Source organism: Halomonas elongata DSM 2581, from assembly GCF_000196875.2.
GTDB classification, from domain to species: Bacteria; Pseudomonadota; Gammaproteobacteria; order Pseudomonadales; family Halomonadaceae; genus Halomonas; species Halomonas elongata.
This window is the reverse complement of record NC_014532.2, coordinates 3143194-3160225: the sequence shown is the minus strand read 5'-3', so window position 1 is coordinate 3160225 and position 17032 is coordinate 3143194. Positions and strand designations below refer to the sequence as shown.

Here is a 17032-nt window from a genome sequence, read left to right as displayed (position 1 = left end):
GGGGTTTTTGCCCAGGCTACCCGAGCCGGGGATATCCTTCATCCGGATCGCGGTCCAGAACAGGCAAGACGGTGCAGCATTGCTCTTCGTCCATGAAAGAAAACGGCGGCCCGAGGGCCGCCGTTTTCATGGCTGGGTGAGTGATCGCCGTCAGGCCGGCGCGATTTCCTCGGGTGGCTCGCCCACCGAACCCGGCATGGCCTGTACGTTGCCGCCTTCCCCGGCCAGCGCCAGGAAGTGCAGGTGGCGTTCGTACTCGGCGAGCACGTCGCCGATCACCTGGCCGCGGGTGTAGCCGTTGAGGTCCTTGTCCGCGCCGCCTTCGGTCAGATAGACATCGAGGCGCACATAGTAGTCGTCATCCACCGGCAGGAAGCTCGGCGTGCGCAGCCGGTGCGCGCGAACCTGATAGACGAAGCTGGCGGCGTCGTCGAAGCCCACTTGCAGCGTCAGGTAAGGCAAGGGTTCACCTTCGACCGTCTCCTCGGTCACCGTCGCCGTCTGGCCGCGGCTTTCGAGTTCCTCGGCGAACTGGCGCAGAGCCGGACGGATGGCGTGCTCGATGGTGGCGGCGGCACCGGCACGGTTGGAGGTGTCCAGGGCACGGTCCAGGCGCTCGCGCCAGTCACCGCCCGGTGCGGCACCGCTGACGTGCTGGCGTGCATCGGCCTTGGTGTTTTCCAGCTTCAGGGCACGGGTCATGCCGGCCATGATGGCGAAGATCACCAGCGAGAAGGGCAGAGCGGTAATGACCACGGCGCTCTGCAGGGCCGACAGGCCGCCGGCCATCAGCAGGGCCACGGTGACCAGGCCGATCGCCACCGACCAGAAGATGCGCAGGCGGATCGGGGCGTCGTGGTTCACGTCGGACAGGATCGAGGTGAAGTTCGCCAGCACCAGGGCGCCGGAGTCGGCGGAGGTGATGAAGAACACGACGCCGAGCAGGGTGACCACCGAGGCGGTGACGCCGATGTACGGATACTGCTCGAGGAACGTATAGATGGTGGTCTGCGGCGAATTGAGCGCTTCCTTGCCGAGTTCGACCACGCCCTGATTGGCGACCATCTCGATGCCGCTGTTACCGAAGATCGACATCCAGGCCATCATGAAGCCGAGCGGAATCAGCAGGGCGCCGATGACGAATTCGCGAATGGTACGGCCGCGCGAGATGCGCGCCAGGAAGAGGCCGACGAAGGGCGTCCAGGCGATCCACCAGCCCCAGAAGAAGATGGTCCACCAGCCTTTCCACTGCTGGGCATCCGCACCGGCGAAGGCATAGGTATCGAAGCTCTTGCCGACCACGCCGCTCAGGTAATCGCCGGCGTTGAGCACCAGGGCATCGAGCAGGTGCAGGGTGTCGCCCTGGAAGAGCACGAACAGCAGCAGCAGCGTCGCCAGGCCCATGTTGAACTCGGAAAGGCGACGAATGCCCTTCTCCACGCCGGTGACCACGGAAATGGTCGCCAGTATCACCACCAGCACGATCAGGACCACCTGGGTGGCCAGGCTCTCGGGCACGCCGAACATGAAGGTCAGCCCGTAGTTGAGCTGCATCACGCCGATGCCGAGGCTGGTGGCGATGCCGAACACCGTGGAGATCACGGCGGTGATGTCCACGGCATTGCCGATGGGACCGTGGATACGCTTGCCGAGCAGCGGGAAGAGGGCGCTGCGAATGGCCAGCGGCAGGCGATGCCGATAGCTGAAATAGGCCAGCGCCATGCCCATCAGCACATACATGCCCCAGCCGGCCAGGCCCCAGTGCAGGAAGGTCTGCGGCACGGCGGCACGCATTGCCGCGTTGCTCTCCGGCGCCAGGTCAGGGGGTGTCAGATAGTGCGACAGGGGCTCGGCGATACAGAAGAACAGCAGATCGATACCGATGCCGGCGGCAAACAGCATCGAGGCCCAGGAGATCAGCGAGAATTCAGGCCGTGAGTGGTCGGGACCCAGGCGGATGCTGCCGACGCGCGAGCAGCCGATGACGATCACGAAGACCAGATAGACGACAGCGGCCAGCATGTAATACCAGCCGAAGGTATCGTTCACCCAGGCCAGGCCGGCGTCGAAAAAGGCGCCGGCCTCCTCGGTGAACGTCATGGTCAGGACCAGGAAGACCAGGATACCAACCACACTGCCGTGGAAGACTGTGCGGTTGATTCGGTCGCGTCTCTCGGGGATGGCATGGTTATCCGACATTCGACATTTCCTCTTCCGCTCTCTTTTTTGAATGAATGTTCAAATAAAATACGCACATCCTTCGTTGACTGCAAGTCGAATGGCGGAATCGACCGGATGGCGGGAGCTGTAGCCGAGAGAGCGGGGCACGACGCAAGACGCCCGGCACGGGGCCGGGCGTCTGGAGAGGTATCGGGAAGTGTCGGAAGGCCGGGATCAGCCGTCCATGGGCTCGGGATGCTTGGGGCCGTGCCCATGATCATGGGGTTTGCCGGGGCCATGGCCTTCGGGGCGCAGGGCATCGCCGAGTTCCTTGATCTGTTGCTCGCTCAGATGCTCGGAGAGGGCGTCATGCTGGGATTGCATCAGATCTTTCCAGGCCTGGCGGCGTTCTTCGGGATTTTCGAACTCCTGCGCTTTCAGTGCCTCGGCTTCAGAGCGGAAGTCATCGCGCTGCTTGGCCAGGGCCTCGCGGGTCGATTCGGACAGTTCCCACTCGTCGAACAGGGCCTCGATGCGCGCTTCGCGTGCCTGCTGCTGTTCGGCGCGATATTCTTCATGCATCTGCTGCCGGGCCTTCTCGAGGGCAGCCTTGCCGTCTTCCCCGAGGATCTCATCGACCTGCTGGCGATGTTCGTCACGCAGATCCTTCATCGCGTTGCGATAGTCCTCGCGGGCATCCTTGAGTTCGTCGCGGGTCTGCTGGTCGATGCCGGCTCGCTCGAATGCTTCCTGGCGGAGGTCTTCGCGATGCTCGCCCGGCCGGGGCGGGTGATCGGGGGAGGCGCTGGCGGCGAGCGAAAGCGGCGCGACGAAGGCGGCCAGCAGGGCGGGCATCAGCAGCTTGCGGGAAATCGATGTCGTCATGAACAGACTCCTTGTGTCCTGAAGTGACACGGTCAGTATTGGCGCCCGGCGTGCAAGGTCGGTGTACCCAGCGTGCAAACACCAAGGAGGCGGAGGGCAATGACGTTCAATACTGCCCGTCGTTTCACGCCTAGTGTTGCCAGGAAGGATCCAGTCAACAGGAGACTCGTGATGACATTCAGCTTGTTGCTTTCCATGTCGGCCTTCGCCCTGGCCGCATCGATATCGCCGGGGCCGGTGAACATCGTGGCCCTGTCGTCCGGCACCCGGCATGGCCTGCGTGCCAGCATGCGGCATGTTGCCGGCGCTTCGCTGGGATTCACCCTGCTGCTGCTGTTGATCGGACTCGGCCTGCATGAGCTGTTGGCAAGCTGGCCATCGATCATCGAGGGCGTTCGCTGGGCCGGGGTGGCCTTCCTCGTCTACATGGCGATCAAGCTCGGTGTCGACGATGGTCGGCTGGGAGAGGGTGGTGACACCCGGGGCCCCTCCATGTGGCAGGGCGCCATCATGCAGTGGGTCAATCCCAAGGCCTGGTTGGCCTCATTGGCGGGAATGGGGGCCTATGCCGCCAATGGCGAGGTCGGGCTGATCCTACGTTTCGCGCTGCTCTATCTGGTGATCTGTTATCTGTCGATCGCCTGTTGGGCCGTGGCCGGCGCTTTCCTGCGGCATTGGCTGCGCGATGCGGCTCAGGTGCGACTGGTCAATCGCGCCCTGGCGTTGTTGTTGGTGGTTAGTGCGGGGTATTTGGTGGTAGCTCGTCTGTAGGCTTTGTCTGAAAGCTGGCTGCGCTCGGCCATGCAGCGTTAAAAATCAGCTCAAAATGCTCATTTACACTCGTAAACTCCGCTTTTTTGCTGATTTTTGCCTTGTCTGACCTTCGCTCGCTGCCCTTTCAGACCAAGCCTGGGACATGCAGACAGAGCCTGAGGAAATCAGACAGTACCGCCGAGGTAATGGCCTGGTGTGGTGGCCCGCAGGCGCTTGAAGGTGCGCTGGAAGTGCGCCTGGTCGGCGAAGCCGCAGTCGGCCGCGACGTCGGCGATGGGCTGGCCGGCACGCAGCCTGGCGCAACCAAGCTGAATGCGGCGGTTGATGAGGAAGGCGTGCGGCGTTATGCCGTAGTGGGCCTTGAAGCGGCGTACCAGGTAGGAACGCGACAGGCCGGCGGCATGGCAGATGTCGTCCAGGCCGATGGCCTCGGTGCAGTGGGCATCGATGTACTCCGCCGCGCGTTGCAGGCCGAGAGGATGCGCCTCGAGGGGCTGCAGCCGGGGAGCGAGTCGGCGTTGCATCTCGACGACCAGCTCGATGGCCCGGGTTTCGCGGGCCAGGCGTGTGGCATCAGGGGCGAACAGGGTATCGCAGAGACCGGTGACTCGCCGGTACAACGCGGGGTGACGGCTCGAACGGGCGGCGAAGGTCTGGAAGCCGAGGTGCTCGGGGGCGCCGAGCTCTTGCTGCAGGCCGGCGAGCCAGTCGCAGTCGAGATAGAGCATGTCATACGACCAGGGGCAGTCGTCGATGGGGTTGCAGGCATGCACTTCCTCGGGATTCATGACCACGACGCTGCCCGGGGTGACGGTTTCCGTGTGGCCCTGATTCCAGTAGGTGCTGTGGCCGCCGGTGATGGCGCCGATCGAAAAGGTCTCGTGGCTGTGCTTGGCATAGCAGACGCGACGCCCGTCGGTGACCCGGCGTGCCTCGAGAAATGGCAGCGTGGTGTCACGCCAGAAGCGCATGACGTCCCGATGGCGTTCCATATCGCTTTCCCTCGTCTGGAATCTTCAGACTAGCCCCCGGGAAGGACCGGCGCCATTCGTCACTCTTCGGGCTGATACTTGTAGCCCACGCCATAGACCGAGCGGATGATCTCGCGATCCGGCCAGATGTCGGCGATCTTCTTGCGCAGTTTCTTGACGTGGCTGTCCACAGTACGTTCGGAGACGATGCGGTGGTCGCGGTACATGTGATCCATCAACTGCTCGCGGGAGAAGATGCGCCCGGGCGACTGCATCATCACCCGCAATAGCTGGAATTCCACCGCGGTCAGGGCCAGGTCGTGGCCATCGGCCAGGGCGCACCAGCCATCGTCGTCGAGGACCAGGTCGTCGACGCCGGTGTGCTGGTCGGCCTCGGCCGCCCGGCTGCGGCGCAGCACGGCGCGAGCGCGGGCCACCACTTCGCGGGGACTGAAGGGCTTGCAGATGTAGTCGTCGGCGCCGAGTTCCAGCCCCAGCAGGCGATCGACTTCCTCGACCCGGGCGGTGAGCATGATGATCGCCACCCGCGGCCAGCGCTGGCGGATCTCGCGGCACAGGGTCAGGCCATCGGTGCCCGGCAGCATCAGGTCCAGCAGGACCAGCTCGGGCGGAGCCTCCAGGGACTCGAACCAGGGCAGTACCGCATCGCCGTGGTCGATGTGGTGAGTCTCGTAACCGCCACCCTCCAGGTAATCGGCCACCAGGCGAGCGATCTTGGGTTCATCCTCGACGATCAGGACGCTGTCGGTGGTGATGCGGCTCATGTGTCATTCCCTCTGAGCTGGTGGTCGGTAATGGCCGGAAAGGTCAGCGTCCAGCATAACCCGCCCAGCGCCGAAACGCTGGGCGTCATGTCGGCGCCATGGGCCCGGGCGAGGGCCTTGGCGATGGACAGGCCCAGGCCGCTGCCGCCGCTGGCGCGGCTGCGCGATCCCTCGACCCGGTAAAGGCGTTCGGTGAGGCGTGGCAGCTCGGCTTGTGACACCCCGGGTGGGCTGTCCTCCCAGCGCAGGCACCAGGATTCGCCCTGGCGAGCCAGCGTGACCCTTAGATGGCCGGGTGAACTGGTATAGGCGCAGGTATTGTCCAGCAGGTTGGTCCAGAGCTGGCGCAGGCGCTGGGTGTCGCCGCGAATCCAGGCCGGGCCGTCGATGTCGGTCTCGAGCGTGAAGCCGCCGTTGGCCAGCCAGGTCTCGGCCTCGTCGAGGCGCGAGGCAAGGCTGTCGGCCAGGTCGAGAGGTGCCAGCTGTACCTCGAGGGCGCCGGCATCGCTCTGGGACAGCAGGCGCAGGTCGGCGACCAGGCGCTCGAGCTGGCCGACTTCCTGGCCCAGCGAGCCGAGGCTGTCCAGGTTCAGGGGGCGCACGCCGTCCTGCATGGCTTCGATCTCGCCGCGCAGCACGGCAAGCGGGGTACGCAGTTCGTGGGCGATGTCCGAGACCCAGCGGCTGCGGGCCTCGCGACTGGCCTCCAGGGTGGCGGCCAGGACATTGAAGTCGTGGGCCAGGCGCGACAGTTCGTCGCCGCCGCGTTCGGTCAGCCGGGTGCTGTAGTCGCCCTCGGTGAGGCGTCGCGTGGCCAGCGTCATGCTGCCGGTCCGACGGCCCAGCCACCACGACAGCCCGCCGGCGAGCAACAGCGACGCCAGGCCCAGGGCGGCGACGATGATCGCCAGGTTGCGGCGTTGCTGGGAAAGGAAGATGCGATCCATGCGCGCCATGAGCTGCTGGGGCGGCCGATAGCCCAGGGTGCCGACCTTCTCGCCGTCGTGGAGGATCGGCAGCCAGCGCAGCTCGGCGGCGTCCGGGCCGTTGTCCGGAGGCAGTCCGATCACCGGCAGGCCACGCGCGTCGTGGAGCACGAAGTCCCGGGGGTCGCCGAGACGACGCTCGATGCCTTCCGGTGGCGGGGCATCGCCGGGCCACAATTGGCGGCGCACCAGGTGGTGCCAGGCGCGCGGCGATTGACGCAGCCATTGCCAGTCGCCACGCCTCGACCATTCATCGGCGAGGCCTTCGGCCAGTGTCTCGGCACGCCGTGTCTGGGTGCGGTCGAGGTATTCGATGAAGCCCTGATCGAGGCTGCGCGACACGGCGATGAACACCAGCCCGGCGATGGCCACATTGACCACCAGGATGATCACGAACAGCTTGATGCCGAGTCGCGAGAAGGAAGGGCGGGGCGGGCGCATACGGGGGCTTCCTCGAGCAGGGACGTCGCCTCAGGATACCGCCATGGGCGGTGCGCATCGTGCAATCCCGGTGAAAGTCACCGGTCGATCAGGGGCAACTGTCGCCGACGATCAGTTCGGTGCGCAGCAATTGGGCTCGGGGCGCTTCCAGCCCCAGGATCATGCGGGCCGCGACGCGGCCCTTCTCGACACTGTCCTGGCGTATGGTGGTCAGGCGCGGCGCCCGGTACTGGCCTTCGGCGATACCGTCGAAACCGGTCAGGCGAAGATCTTCGGGCACGCGCAGGCCGCGCTGCTCGGCCAGGGTCAGGGCGGTGAGGGCAATGCGGTCGGACATGCACAGCAGCAGATCCGGGCGTTCGTCGTCGGGCAGGTCGAGAATGGAGGCGATCACCGGAGCGCAGACGTCATGGGTGTTCTCCTCGATATTCCACACCGGCACCGACGCCGGGTCGATGCCGTGTTCCGCGAAGGCGCGATGGAAGCCATCGAGACGGGCGCGGGTAATGGTGCGTTCGGCGGTCAGCCAGGGTTGTTCCTCGGTCACCCGCCCGTTGCAGGGCGTCTCGGTGAGTCGCAGGGTGAGCACGCCGATGCGACGTGGCGGTGTCGCCAGGGCATGGCAGGCGATGTCGTGACTGGCGGGCTCGTTGTCGATGTGCACCATCGGCTGGCCATCGATGTTGAAATCCACGGCGACCAGGGGGCGCTGGGAGGGCAGTTCGTTGAGCAGCATCGCGCTCGGCATCAGGCCATAGACGATGAAACCGTCGGCCATGCTGGCCGTGCCGGAGGTCTGCCGCGAACCGGGTTGCCGGCCCGACAGCAGCAGCAGGGTATGGCCATGATCGTCGAGCACTTCGGCGATCCCGGTCAGCAGCTCGCTGGATACCGCGTCGTTCAGGCTGTAGGTCAGGGTCTCGGCGAGGACTACCGCGATGATCCGCGAACGGCCGGTGCGCAGGGTGCGGGCGCGGGCATCCGGTCCTTGATAGCCCAGGCGCTGGGCCTCGCTGAGGATGCGCTCGCGCAGGCGCGGCGAGAGCTGGTCCGGCCGATTGAAGGCGTTGGAAACGCTGGCGGTCGAGACGCCGAGTTCGCGGGCCAGGTCCTTGAGTGTGATATGCCGGGAGGGAGGTGTCACAGCGGAGTTCCATGCCGAATGCGTTGGGTGCCCAGCATACCGGCATGGCCGGGACTGGCCCAGTCCCGGCCATGCCGGATCCACCGATCCGCCCTTCGGGGCTCGTCCATGTTCGGTGCCGAGCGCGTGGGGCGAGCGATGTCAGCTATCCGGCCAGCCATCGGCGGCCGAAGTGATGGCGATGCCGCGCGCCGGCAGCGTCACGCTGCCGGCTTCCCACCGGCCGTTGACGCATGACGGCGCGTCGTCCAGCGGCGTGGTGGTCGTCGGGGCGGGCAGGGTGCGGGGCTCGTCGGTGAAGTTGAGGGCCACCAGGAGACGTTCGTCGTCGTGCCGACGCTCCAGGCGCATGACGCCGTCGCGTACCGGGTGATGAACGACCTCGCCCTCGATCAGGGCGGGATGGTGACGGCGGAAGGCGAGGAAGGCGCGATAGGCGTTGAGCAGTGAAGCCGGATCGTCTTCCTGGCGGTCCACGGCCAGGGCCAGGTGCTCGGTGGCGACCGGCAGCCAGGGGGCGGTCGTCGAGAAGCCGCCATGAGCGGCGTCGTGTCGCCAGGGATGCGGGGTACGGCAGCCGTCGCGTCCCTTGTAGGCGGGCCAGAAGGCGATGCCGGCGGGGTCGACCAGGGAGTCGAAGTCCAGCGTCACTTCGCCCAATCCCAACTCCTCGCCCTGATACAGGCAGATACTGCCGCGCTGGGTGAGCAGGAAGGCCATGTAGAGGCGCAGGGCCGCCGCGTCTTGCTCGGCATTCCAGCGCGTGGCCAGCCGTGTCACGTCATGGTTGCCGAGTGCCCAGCAGGGCCAGCCGTCGTCGAGACGGGCTTCCATGGTGGCCAGGGTGTGATGCAGGTAGTCGGGGTCGTGTCGTTCGCCCAGCAGGTCGAAGGAATAGCACATGTGCAGCCGCTTGCCGCCCCGGGTGTAGTCGGCCATCACCGTCAGCGAATCGTCGTCGCCGACCTCGCCCACCGAGGTGGTGCCGGGGTATTCGTCCAGCAGGGCGCGCAGGCGCTCGAGAAAGGCCAGGTTCTCGGGCTGGGTCTTGTCGTGCAGGTGGTGCTGGAAGGCATAGGGGTTGTCCGGGCGGACGCCCATGAAGCCTTCCTCGAGCGCCTCCCGTGGCGGGTTGTCGCGCAGCTCCCCGTGGGTGCAGAAATTGATGGCGTCGAGACGGAAGCCGTCCACGCCTCGATCCAGCCAGAAACGCACTTCGCCGAGGACGGCCTCGACGACCTCGGGATGGCGAAAGTTGAGATCGGGCTGCTCGGCCAGGAAATTGTGCAGGTAGTACTGGCGGCGCCGGGTATCCCATTGCCAGGCCGCACCGCCGAAGATCGATTGCCAGTTGGTGGGCGGCGTGCCGTCGGGGCGCGGATCGGCCCAGACATACCAGTCGGCGCGTGGATTGTCGTGATCCTGACGGCTCTCGACGAACCAGGGATGCTGGTCGGAAGTGTGCGACAGCACCTGATCGATGATGACCTTGAGCCCTCTGGCATGGGCGGCCTCCACCAGGCGGTCGAAGTCCTCGAGGGTGCCGAACAGCGGGTCGACGTCCCGATAGTCGCTGATGTCGTAGCCGAAGTCCTTCATCGGCGAGGTGAAGAAGGGCGATAGCCAGATGGCGTCGACGTGCAGCGAGGCGATGTAGTCCATCCGCTCGGTCACGCCGCGCAGGTCTCCCACGCCATTGTCGCCGGTGTCCTGAAAGCTGCGTGGGTAGACCTGGTAGATCACCGCGCCACGCCACCACTCCGGTCCATGCTTGTCGATTCGCGTCGTCCGGGTCATGCCCGAGTCCTCCTGTTCGATGACGCGAAGCCCGGTTCGGGTACGACGGGCTCCGCCTGGCAAGAGGCATGGTGACGGTCCGGAACGCGCTCGACCTCCTCCCCGTCAGGCGTAGCTCGGGGGAGGAGGCGGGGTGGAGGCGACGGCGGGAGCCGGTGCCTCGCCCTGGATGCGTTCGAGCAACTGGCCCGCCAGGGCGATGGCTTCGTCGCGGTGACGAATGTTCTGCTTCTGATACAGGCTGCGAATGTGGGTCTTGATGGTCGTGGGGGCCACGCTCAGGCGTTCGGCGATCCGCTCGTTGGAGAGTCCGGCGTGGATGAGGCCGAGAATCTGCCACTCGCGACGCGTCAGCGGCGATGTGCGGATCAGTTCGGGCACATCGGGGCGCGCGACCAGGCCATCGATCACGTCATCGTCGAACATCAGACGGACCGCGCGTCCGTAGTCGCGACGCCGCCGCACCAGATCGAGCAGGCGTTCGGCACGCTGGCGCGTCAGGTCGTTCAGGCCGTCATTTTCCAGCAGGCGATCGAGCATGGGTGCCAGGTCATCCTCGAGGCGCAGGAAGCTGCCGACCAGGGCGGTGCGCGAGGCCAGTTCGAGTGCCTGAGCGAGGTGCGAAAGGGCGGCCTGTCGATTGCCGTCCAGCCACTCGAGCCGGGCCAGGCAAAGCCGATTGCGATTGGCGTCGGTCACCAGCCCCAGGCGTTGCGTCTGCGTTTCCAGGGCCTCGAGCAGCTCGCGTGCCGGCTCGAAGCGTCCCAGGTGCATGAGGGCTCGTGCGTGATTGCGCGCATTGCACTGGGTGAAGTGGTTGGTGGCGCCGGCCGGATTCGCCGCCGGGGCTTCCTGACGCCAGCGTTCGATGGCCTCCAGGTCGCGCTGGCCCGCCCACCAGGCGAGCAGGGTGGCGTGGGCATTGGCCCGCCAGTCGATATGGTAGTCGCCTTCGGCCAGGACCTTGCGGATACGGCGGATATGGTCGCCGCACTGGGTATGGTCGCCTTTCGCCAGGGCTGTCTTGGCCAGGCTGACATGGCACTGCAGGGTCCAGTGTTCGCCCTGGCTGTCGAGTACGGCGATACCGTCGAGCGCGGCCTGTTCGGCCTCGTCGAGCCGGTGCCACTCCCACAGCAGCTGGCTGCGGATGCGATGCACGAATTCGACGATGGGCAGGTGCTGCAGCCGATGGTGCTCGATATGCGCCACGGCACGCTGCTGGATGTCGTGGGCGGCCTGCAGCCGGCCCATGGCGACCAGGGTTTCCGATTCATGGCAGTGGGCCCAGAGCAGGCGCTGATCGTCGCCGCGTCGTCGAGCCTCGGCCGCGACATCGCGAACGCGACGCAGCGACTCCTCCAGGTATCCCTGCACGAAACGCGATTCGCAGAGAATGGCGGCGGCGGCCAAGGGGGTGCCGGGCAGGTAGGTGGCGGGGAGGTTCAGGGCGCGTTCGGCCAGCGGTGCGGCGTGCTGGGCCTCGCCACGGTTGATGGCGAGCTGGGCGCGCAGGGTGGCGAACTCGGCGGTCAGTTCCTGCCATTCGTCCTGGTCGTGTCGCGCCTCGATCCAGCCGATGACGCGCTCGGTGTGCGAGAACTGGTACTGGGCGTGGGTGACCCAGCCCCACAACAGCGTCAGGCGGGGAGACGCCGACAGGCGAGCGTCGCCCAGGGCGTCCAGGGCGCGGGCCAGAGGAGCGCACTGTCCGCGATCGAGCAGCCCCGGTCCCTCGGCTTCGACCAGGGCGGCCAGTGTCTCGGGGTCGTGCGCCGCGGTCATCTGCGTCACCGCCAGGGCCGGATCGCCCATGGCCAGCCAGGCATGGCTGGCGCGGCGGTGCAGATCGCGTTGGGCCTCCAGGCTGAGCTCGCCGCGACAGTAGCGCAGGTACTGGGCGAACAAGGGATGGAAGCGGCACCAGGTCGAGTGGGGATCGTCGCGTTCGATGAAGATTCCGGCCTGCTCCAGCGCCTCGAGACGGCGTCCAGCCTGCTCACCTTCGAGCAGCCGGGCGACCAGGTGAGGGGAGAAGCGCTCGAGCACGCCGAGCTGGTGCACCAGCACGCGGTCCGATTCCTCCAGGGCCTCGTGCATCAGGTCGTCGAACCAGGCCACGAAATCGGGATGGGCACCGTCCAGGCGTTCCAGCAGGGCATCGAAACTGGCGGTGGTGGTGGTGCGCTCGAACAGCCAGTTGATGGCCATGGCCCAGCCGCCGGTGAGCCGCAGGGCACGCTCCAGGCTGACCCGGGTGGGCGGGAAGCTCAGTTGCTGATCGCTCAGCGTGCGGCTGTCATCGAGGGTGAAGGCCAGTTGCGCCGGGCCGACTTCCTCGAGTTCACCGCGCAGGCGCAGGGCGGCGAGCCCGAGATCCGGGCGTGAGCGGGAGATAACGGTCAGGGTCAACCAGCGCGGCTGATGGCGCAGCCAGTAGCGCAGGTCCTCCAGCAACTCCGGCGATCGCAGGTGCTCGAACTCGTCGATGACCAGGCGACAGGGGGGCGCCCGGTCGGGTAGTACCGTCAGCCAGCCGTCGATGCGTGAGGCCAGCGGCTGGGTCTCGTCGTCCTCGAGCAGGGAAAGGCCGAGATGCTGGCGACAGAGCGTCCCCAGCGCGGCAGCGAAGTAGCGCGCGAAGCGCAGCGGATCGTCGTCCTGGGCCTCCAGGCGCAGCCAGGCGGCGGGTTGCTCCAGGGCCGGCAGCCGTTCGGCCATCAGGGTGCTCTTGCCGTAGCCGGAGGGGGCCTGGACCACCATCAAGCGCGTATGCTCGCTGAGCGCGAAATGGTCGTTGAGCCGCTCGCGGGCCACAGTGGTCGGGGGCAGAGCGGGAGCCATCAGCTTGTCATGGATCAACGGCATGCGGCACCTGGGCATCTTAATCGTTACAGATGCTTCCAGTATGGCGCGAATTATCGGTTCGTGGGGCGATTTGCGACCAAGGTGGTAGACGCCTGGCCCGGGCACTGTCATGGCGAGCCGCCCGGCATGGTCCTTCTACGCCCCTGGGCTACGCCACCTTCGCGGGCCTGCGGGATGAGCACGTCGTGGCGAGGATGGTGGAGTCTTGGGCGACGCGGTACCGGTCCATGGCGCGAGCGGTACCTGCGAGACCATAACAAGAGGATCCATGCCATGACACGACGCTACGCACTGCCGGCCTGCCTGGCGGCGATCGCCCTGGGGGGATCGCCGGCACTGGCCTTCGAGGACGACTCCCTGACGATCTGGATGGGGGACAACAAGGGGCCGGAAGGCATCCGCGAGGTGGCCGAGCGCTTCACGCAGGAGACGGGCATCGACGTCGAGATCGTCAATCCCGACAACCTCACCGATCGCTTCCAGCAGGCCGCCGGCAGCGGCAAGGGGCCGGATATCGTCATCTGGGCTCATGATCGCATGGGCGAATGGGCCCAGAGCGGGTTGATCAAGACGATGTCGCCGTCGACGGAGTATCGCGAGCGCTACTTCGATTTCACCTGGGACGCGATGGTCTGGAATGGCGAAACCTACGGTTATCCCATTTCGGTGGAGTCGCTGGGCCTGATCTACAACAAGGATATCGTCCAGACACCGCCGGAAAGTTTCGAGGCCCTGGCCGAGCTCGACGCCGAACTGAGCGAGGAGGGCAAGAAGGCGATCCTGTTCGACTACGGCGAACCCTATTACGGCTGGCCCCTGCTGGCCGCCAATGGTGGTTATCCTTACAAGCGGACCGCCGAGGGATATGACGTCGGCGACATCGGCGTCAACAATGCCGGGGCCGTGGAGGGTGCGCAACGCCTGCGCGAGCTGATCGACTCCGGCGTGCTGCCCGAGGGAACCGACTACAACGTCATGGCCTCGCGCTTCAATCGTGGCGAGGTGGCGACCATGATCAGCGGCCCCTGGGCCTGGAGCAACCTGGAAAAGAGCGGCATCGACTTCGGCGTGGCGCCGCTGCCCAAGGTGGGGGAGAAAAGGGCGAAGCCGCTGTTCGGGGTGACCGCGGCCATGATCAATGCCGCTTCGCCCAACGATTTCCTGGCCACCGAATTCCTCGAGGGCTACCTGCTCGATGAAGAAGGGCTGCGGACCTTCAACAGCGACGGTTCGCTGGGCGCGGTGGCGCATCGGGCCTATCAGGCGGAACTGGGCGAGAACCCCAATATCGCGGCCACCCTGGCCAACGCCGAGATCGGCGACCCCATGCCCAACATTCCCGAGATGGGGGCCTTCTGGTCGGCCATGGAGCCGGCGCTGCAGAACATCGGCAGTGGCCGCCAGGCACCACAGGCCGCGCTCGATGCTGCCGCCGAGCGCATGCGTACCTCGATTCAGTGATCCTTCCCAACGTTCGCCCGCGTCCTGGCTCCGGTCCGGTCGCGGGCGGCAGGTGACCGGCCATGTTCACGACCAATGCTTCACGCGGCCTGCCGCGCCATCGTTCCCGCTCTCTTGCCGAGCGCTATCGCCGTTGGATTTCCCGTGCCCTGGTGGCGGCGCTGGTGGTGTCCTTGCTGTGGCTGGTGGTGGCGTTCCACCTGCGGGGGCAGTGGATGTTCGCGTTGCTGTTCCTGGTGCTGGGGGCTTCCCTGGCGGTAGTGTTCGGCAGGCGCGAGCTGATGAGTCATCGCTACGTCTTTCCGGCACTGGCCGGCATGGGCGTCTTCGTGATCTTTCCACTGCTGTATACCGTCGGCATCAGCTTCAGCAACTACAGTTCGAGCAACCTGCTCAGTGAGGAGCGGGTGCGTGCCCAGTTTCTCGAGCGTACCTATCAGGCCGAGGGCAGCGCCTTCGATTTCCGGCTTTACCGCGAAGGCGAGCGTGTTTGGCTCTATCTCGAGGCCCAGGGGGAGGAGACGAGTATCGGGGCGTCGCGCCTGATATCCGAGCCCCTGGTCGACAGCGAGTCGGGCGGCTCCCTGGCGGTGCATCCCGCCCAGTCGCCACCTGCTGGAGAGGTCCTGGGCATGCGCGAGGTGATCGCCGAGCGCGAGCGCCTCCAGCGACTGGTACTGACCACTCCCGAGGGCGTCGAGCTGCGCATGGCCGGTTTGCGGCACTTCGCGCCGATTCTGCCGCGCTACACGGAAAACCCCGATGGCAGCCTCACCGATCTACGTGACGGGACTCGACTGACGCCGGATCGCGAGCATGGTTTCTTCGTCGACGGGGAGGGCGAACGCCTGACGCCGGGCTGGCCGGTGGCGGTGGGGCTGGACAATTACGCACGCGTGCTGCTGGATCCCGACGTGCGGGGCCCCTTCCTGGCCATCTTCGTCTGGACCTTCGTCTTCGCCGGTCTCACGGTGCTCTTCACCCTGGCGGTGGGCTTCGTGCTGGCCTCGTTGCTGCAGTGGGAGCAACTGCGGGGCAAGGCCGTGTATCGCACGCTGCTGATCCTGCCCTATGCCGTGCCGGCCTTCATCTCGATCCTGATCTTCAAGGGCATGTTCAACCAGTCCTACGGCGAGATAAACCTGATCCTCGAAGGGCTGTTCGGCATCCGCCCTAACTGGTTCACCGATCCGGCCATGGCCAGGACCATGCTGCTGATCGTCAATACCTGGCTGGGGTATCCCTACATGCTGCTGTTGTGCATGGGGCTCTTGCAGTCGGTGCCGCGTGATCTTTACGAGGCCTCGGCGGTGGATGGCGGGGGCCCCCTGACCAACATGTTCCGGATCACCCTGCCGCTGATCATCAAGCCGCTGACACCGCTGCTGATCGCTGCCTTCGCCTTCAACTTCAACAATTTCGTGCTGATCACCCTGCTCACCGGCGGCAGCCCGGACATTCTCGGGGCGAGTACGCCGGCAGGCACCACCGATCTGCTGGTCAGCTACACCTATCGCATCGCCTTCCAGGATGCCGGGCAGGACTTTGGGCTGGCAGCGGCCATCGCCACTCTGATCTTCCTGCTGGTGATGGGATTGTCGTTGCTCAACCTGCGGCTCTCCCGGGTCGAGGTGTAGGTCCGGATTCCAGGAGGATTCTTCCATGGCCATGGTTCAACCGCGTTCCATCCGTGCGCGCAAGCTGGCCGCGCATCTCGCCCTGCTGGGCGTCGTCGCCCTGGTGGCATTTCCCTTGCTGCTGGTGATCTCGATCTCCTTTCGCGAGGGCAATTTCGCCACCGGCAACCTGATTCCCGAACGCTTTTCCCTGGAGCACTGGTCGCTGGCGCTGGGGATTCCCTGGGAGCGCGCCGATGGCAGCGTCGTACAGCCACCGTTTCCGGTGCTCCTGTGGCTCTGGAATTCGGTCAAGGTGGCGGCGGTGTCCTCGGTGCTGATCCTGTTGCTCGCCACTACCAGCGCCTATGCCTTCGCCCGTATGCGCTTTCGCGGCAAGGCGGGGCTGCTCAAGGGGATGCTGATTTTCCAGATGTTCCCGCCGGTGCTGTCGCTGGTGGCGCTCTATGCGCTGTTCGACCGGCTCGGCCAACTGGTGCCCTGGCTCGGCATCAACTCCCATGGCTCGCTGATTCTCGCCTCGCTCGGCGCGGTGGCCCTGCATATCTGGACCATCAAGGGCTACTTCGAATCCATCGACGGCTCCCTGGAGGAAGCCGCCATGATCGATGGGGCGAGCACCTGGCAGGCGTTCCGGCACATTCTGCTGCCGCTGTCGGTGCCGATTTTGATGGTGGTGTTCATCCTCGCCTTCATCATGTCGATCATGGAGTATCCCATGGCCTCGGTGCTGCTGCTCGACGAGGACAAGCTGACGCTGGCGGTGGGCGCCCAGCAGTATCTCGCCGAGCATAACCAGCGCTGGGGGGACTTTGCGGCGGCGGCGGTGCTCTCCGGCCTGCCCATTACCCTGGTGTTCCTGCTCTGTCAGCGCTGGATCGTCGGCGGCCTGACCGCCGGCGGCGTGAAGGGCTGACACTCCTCCTCCGCGTATTGTCGCCTACGCCCCGTTCCCCCGCCCCTCATCCATGGGGCGGGGAGGACAACAGGGCGCCTCCTTTCCGACACAGTGACATCACGGCGGCATCCCGTCAGGGAGCTGTCGCCGCTAACGCCCGACCGGGCTTCAAGAGCGCATGGGTTTCAAGCCCGGCTTTGCCATGCACAACAATAAAGGGATCAT

Annotated in this window: 12 protein-coding genes; 4 read left to right on the top strand and 8 right to left on the bottom strand. The window is 65.9% G+C overall.

Annotated features, from left to right (window positions below):
- Nucleotides 1–150 precede the first annotated feature (150 nt).
- The gene (betT, locus tag HELO_RS14775) at nucleotides 151–2199 is read right to left on the bottom strand and encodes a choline BCCT transporter BetT (protein WP_013333450.1); all 2049 of its coding nucleotides are present in this window, start codon (nucleotides 2197–2199) and stop codon (nucleotides 151–153) included.
- Nucleotides 2200–2394: 195 nt separating this feature from the next.
- Entirely contained in the window at nucleotides 2395–3045 is a 651-nt protein-coding gene (locus tag HELO_RS14770) for a hypothetical protein (protein WP_013333449.1), read from the bottom strand.
- Nucleotides 3046–3216: 171 nt separating this feature from the next.
- On the opposite strand from HELO_RS14770, the gene HELO_RS14765 reads away from it, so the two are divergent.
- Nucleotides 3217–3816: a LysE family translocator gene (locus HELO_RS14765; RefSeq protein ID WP_041602176.1), complete on the top strand. Its 600-nt coding sequence runs from the start codon at nucleotides 3217–3219 to the stop codon at nucleotides 3814–3816.
- 167 nt (nucleotides 3817–3983) lie between these two features.
- Here the strand turns inward: HELO_RS14765 and HELO_RS14760 are convergent, their stop codons facing one another.
- The 6 genes from HELO_RS14760 to malT form a co-directional block, all read right to left on the bottom strand.
- Nucleotides 3984–4811 (bottom strand): AraC family transcriptional regulator, encoded by an 828-nt coding sequence (locus HELO_RS14760; protein ID WP_013333447.1) that lies wholly within the window; start codon nucleotides 4809–4811, stop codon nucleotides 3984–3986.
- A 59-nt stretch (nucleotides 4812–4870) separates the two neighbouring features.
- Nucleotides 4871–5575 carry a response regulator gene (locus HELO_RS14755; RefSeq protein ID WP_013333446.1) on the bottom strand — a complete coding sequence of 235 codons (705 nt, stop codon included), beginning with the start codon at nucleotides 5573–5575 and terminating at the stop codon, nucleotides 4871–4873.
- Nucleotides 5572–7002: an ATP-binding protein gene (locus tag HELO_RS14750; RefSeq protein WP_013333445.1), complete on the bottom strand. Its 1431-nt coding sequence runs from the start codon at nucleotides 7000–7002 to the stop codon at nucleotides 5572–5574. Before HELO_RS14750 ends, HELO_RS14755 begins: the two co-directional genes overlap by 4 nt.
- Before the next feature lie 88 nt (nucleotides 7003–7090).
- The gene (locus tag HELO_RS14745; protein ID WP_223287577.1) at nucleotides 7091–8146 is read right to left on the bottom strand and encodes a LacI family DNA-binding transcriptional regulator; all 1056 of its coding nucleotides are present in this window, start codon (nucleotides 8144–8146) and stop codon (nucleotides 7091–7093) included.
- Between the two features lie 141 nt (nucleotides 8147–8287).
- A complete protein-coding gene (locus HELO_RS14740; protein WP_013333443.1) occupies nucleotides 8288–9943 on the bottom strand; it encodes an alpha-amylase family glycosyl hydrolase in 1656 nt (551 codons plus the stop codon).
- A gap of 105 nt (nucleotides 9944–10048) precedes the next feature.
- Nucleotides 10049–12811, bottom strand: coding sequence for an HTH-type transcriptional regulator MalT (malT, locus tag HELO_RS14735; protein ID WP_013333442.1), 2763 nt, complete (start codon nucleotides 12809–12811; stop codon nucleotides 10049–10051).
- A gap of 273 nt (nucleotides 12812–13084) precedes the next feature.
- Between malT and malE the strand changes: the two genes are divergently transcribed.
- The 3 genes from malE (at nucleotide 13085) to malG (ending at nucleotide 16825) form a co-directional block, all read left to right on the top strand.
- Nucleotides 13085–14272: a maltose/maltodextrin ABC transporter substrate-binding protein MalE gene (gene malE, locus HELO_RS14730; protein ID WP_013333441.1), complete on the top strand. Its 1188-nt coding sequence runs from the start codon at nucleotides 13085–13087 to the stop codon at nucleotides 14270–14272.
- A gap of 62 nt (nucleotides 14273–14334) precedes the next feature.
- The gene (gene malF / locus HELO_RS14725; protein WP_013333440.1) at nucleotides 14335–15909 is read left to right on the top strand and encodes a maltose ABC transporter permease MalF; all 1575 of its coding nucleotides are present in this window, start codon (nucleotides 14335–14337) and stop codon (nucleotides 15907–15909) included.
- 25 nt (nucleotides 15910–15934) lie between these two features.
- On the top strand, nucleotides 15935–16825 hold the full coding sequence (gene malG / locus HELO_RS14720; RefSeq protein ID WP_013333439.1) for a maltose ABC transporter permease MalG: 891 nt from the start codon (nucleotides 15935–15937) through the stop codon (nucleotides 16823–16825).
- Nucleotides 16826–17032 lie beyond the last annotated feature (207 nt).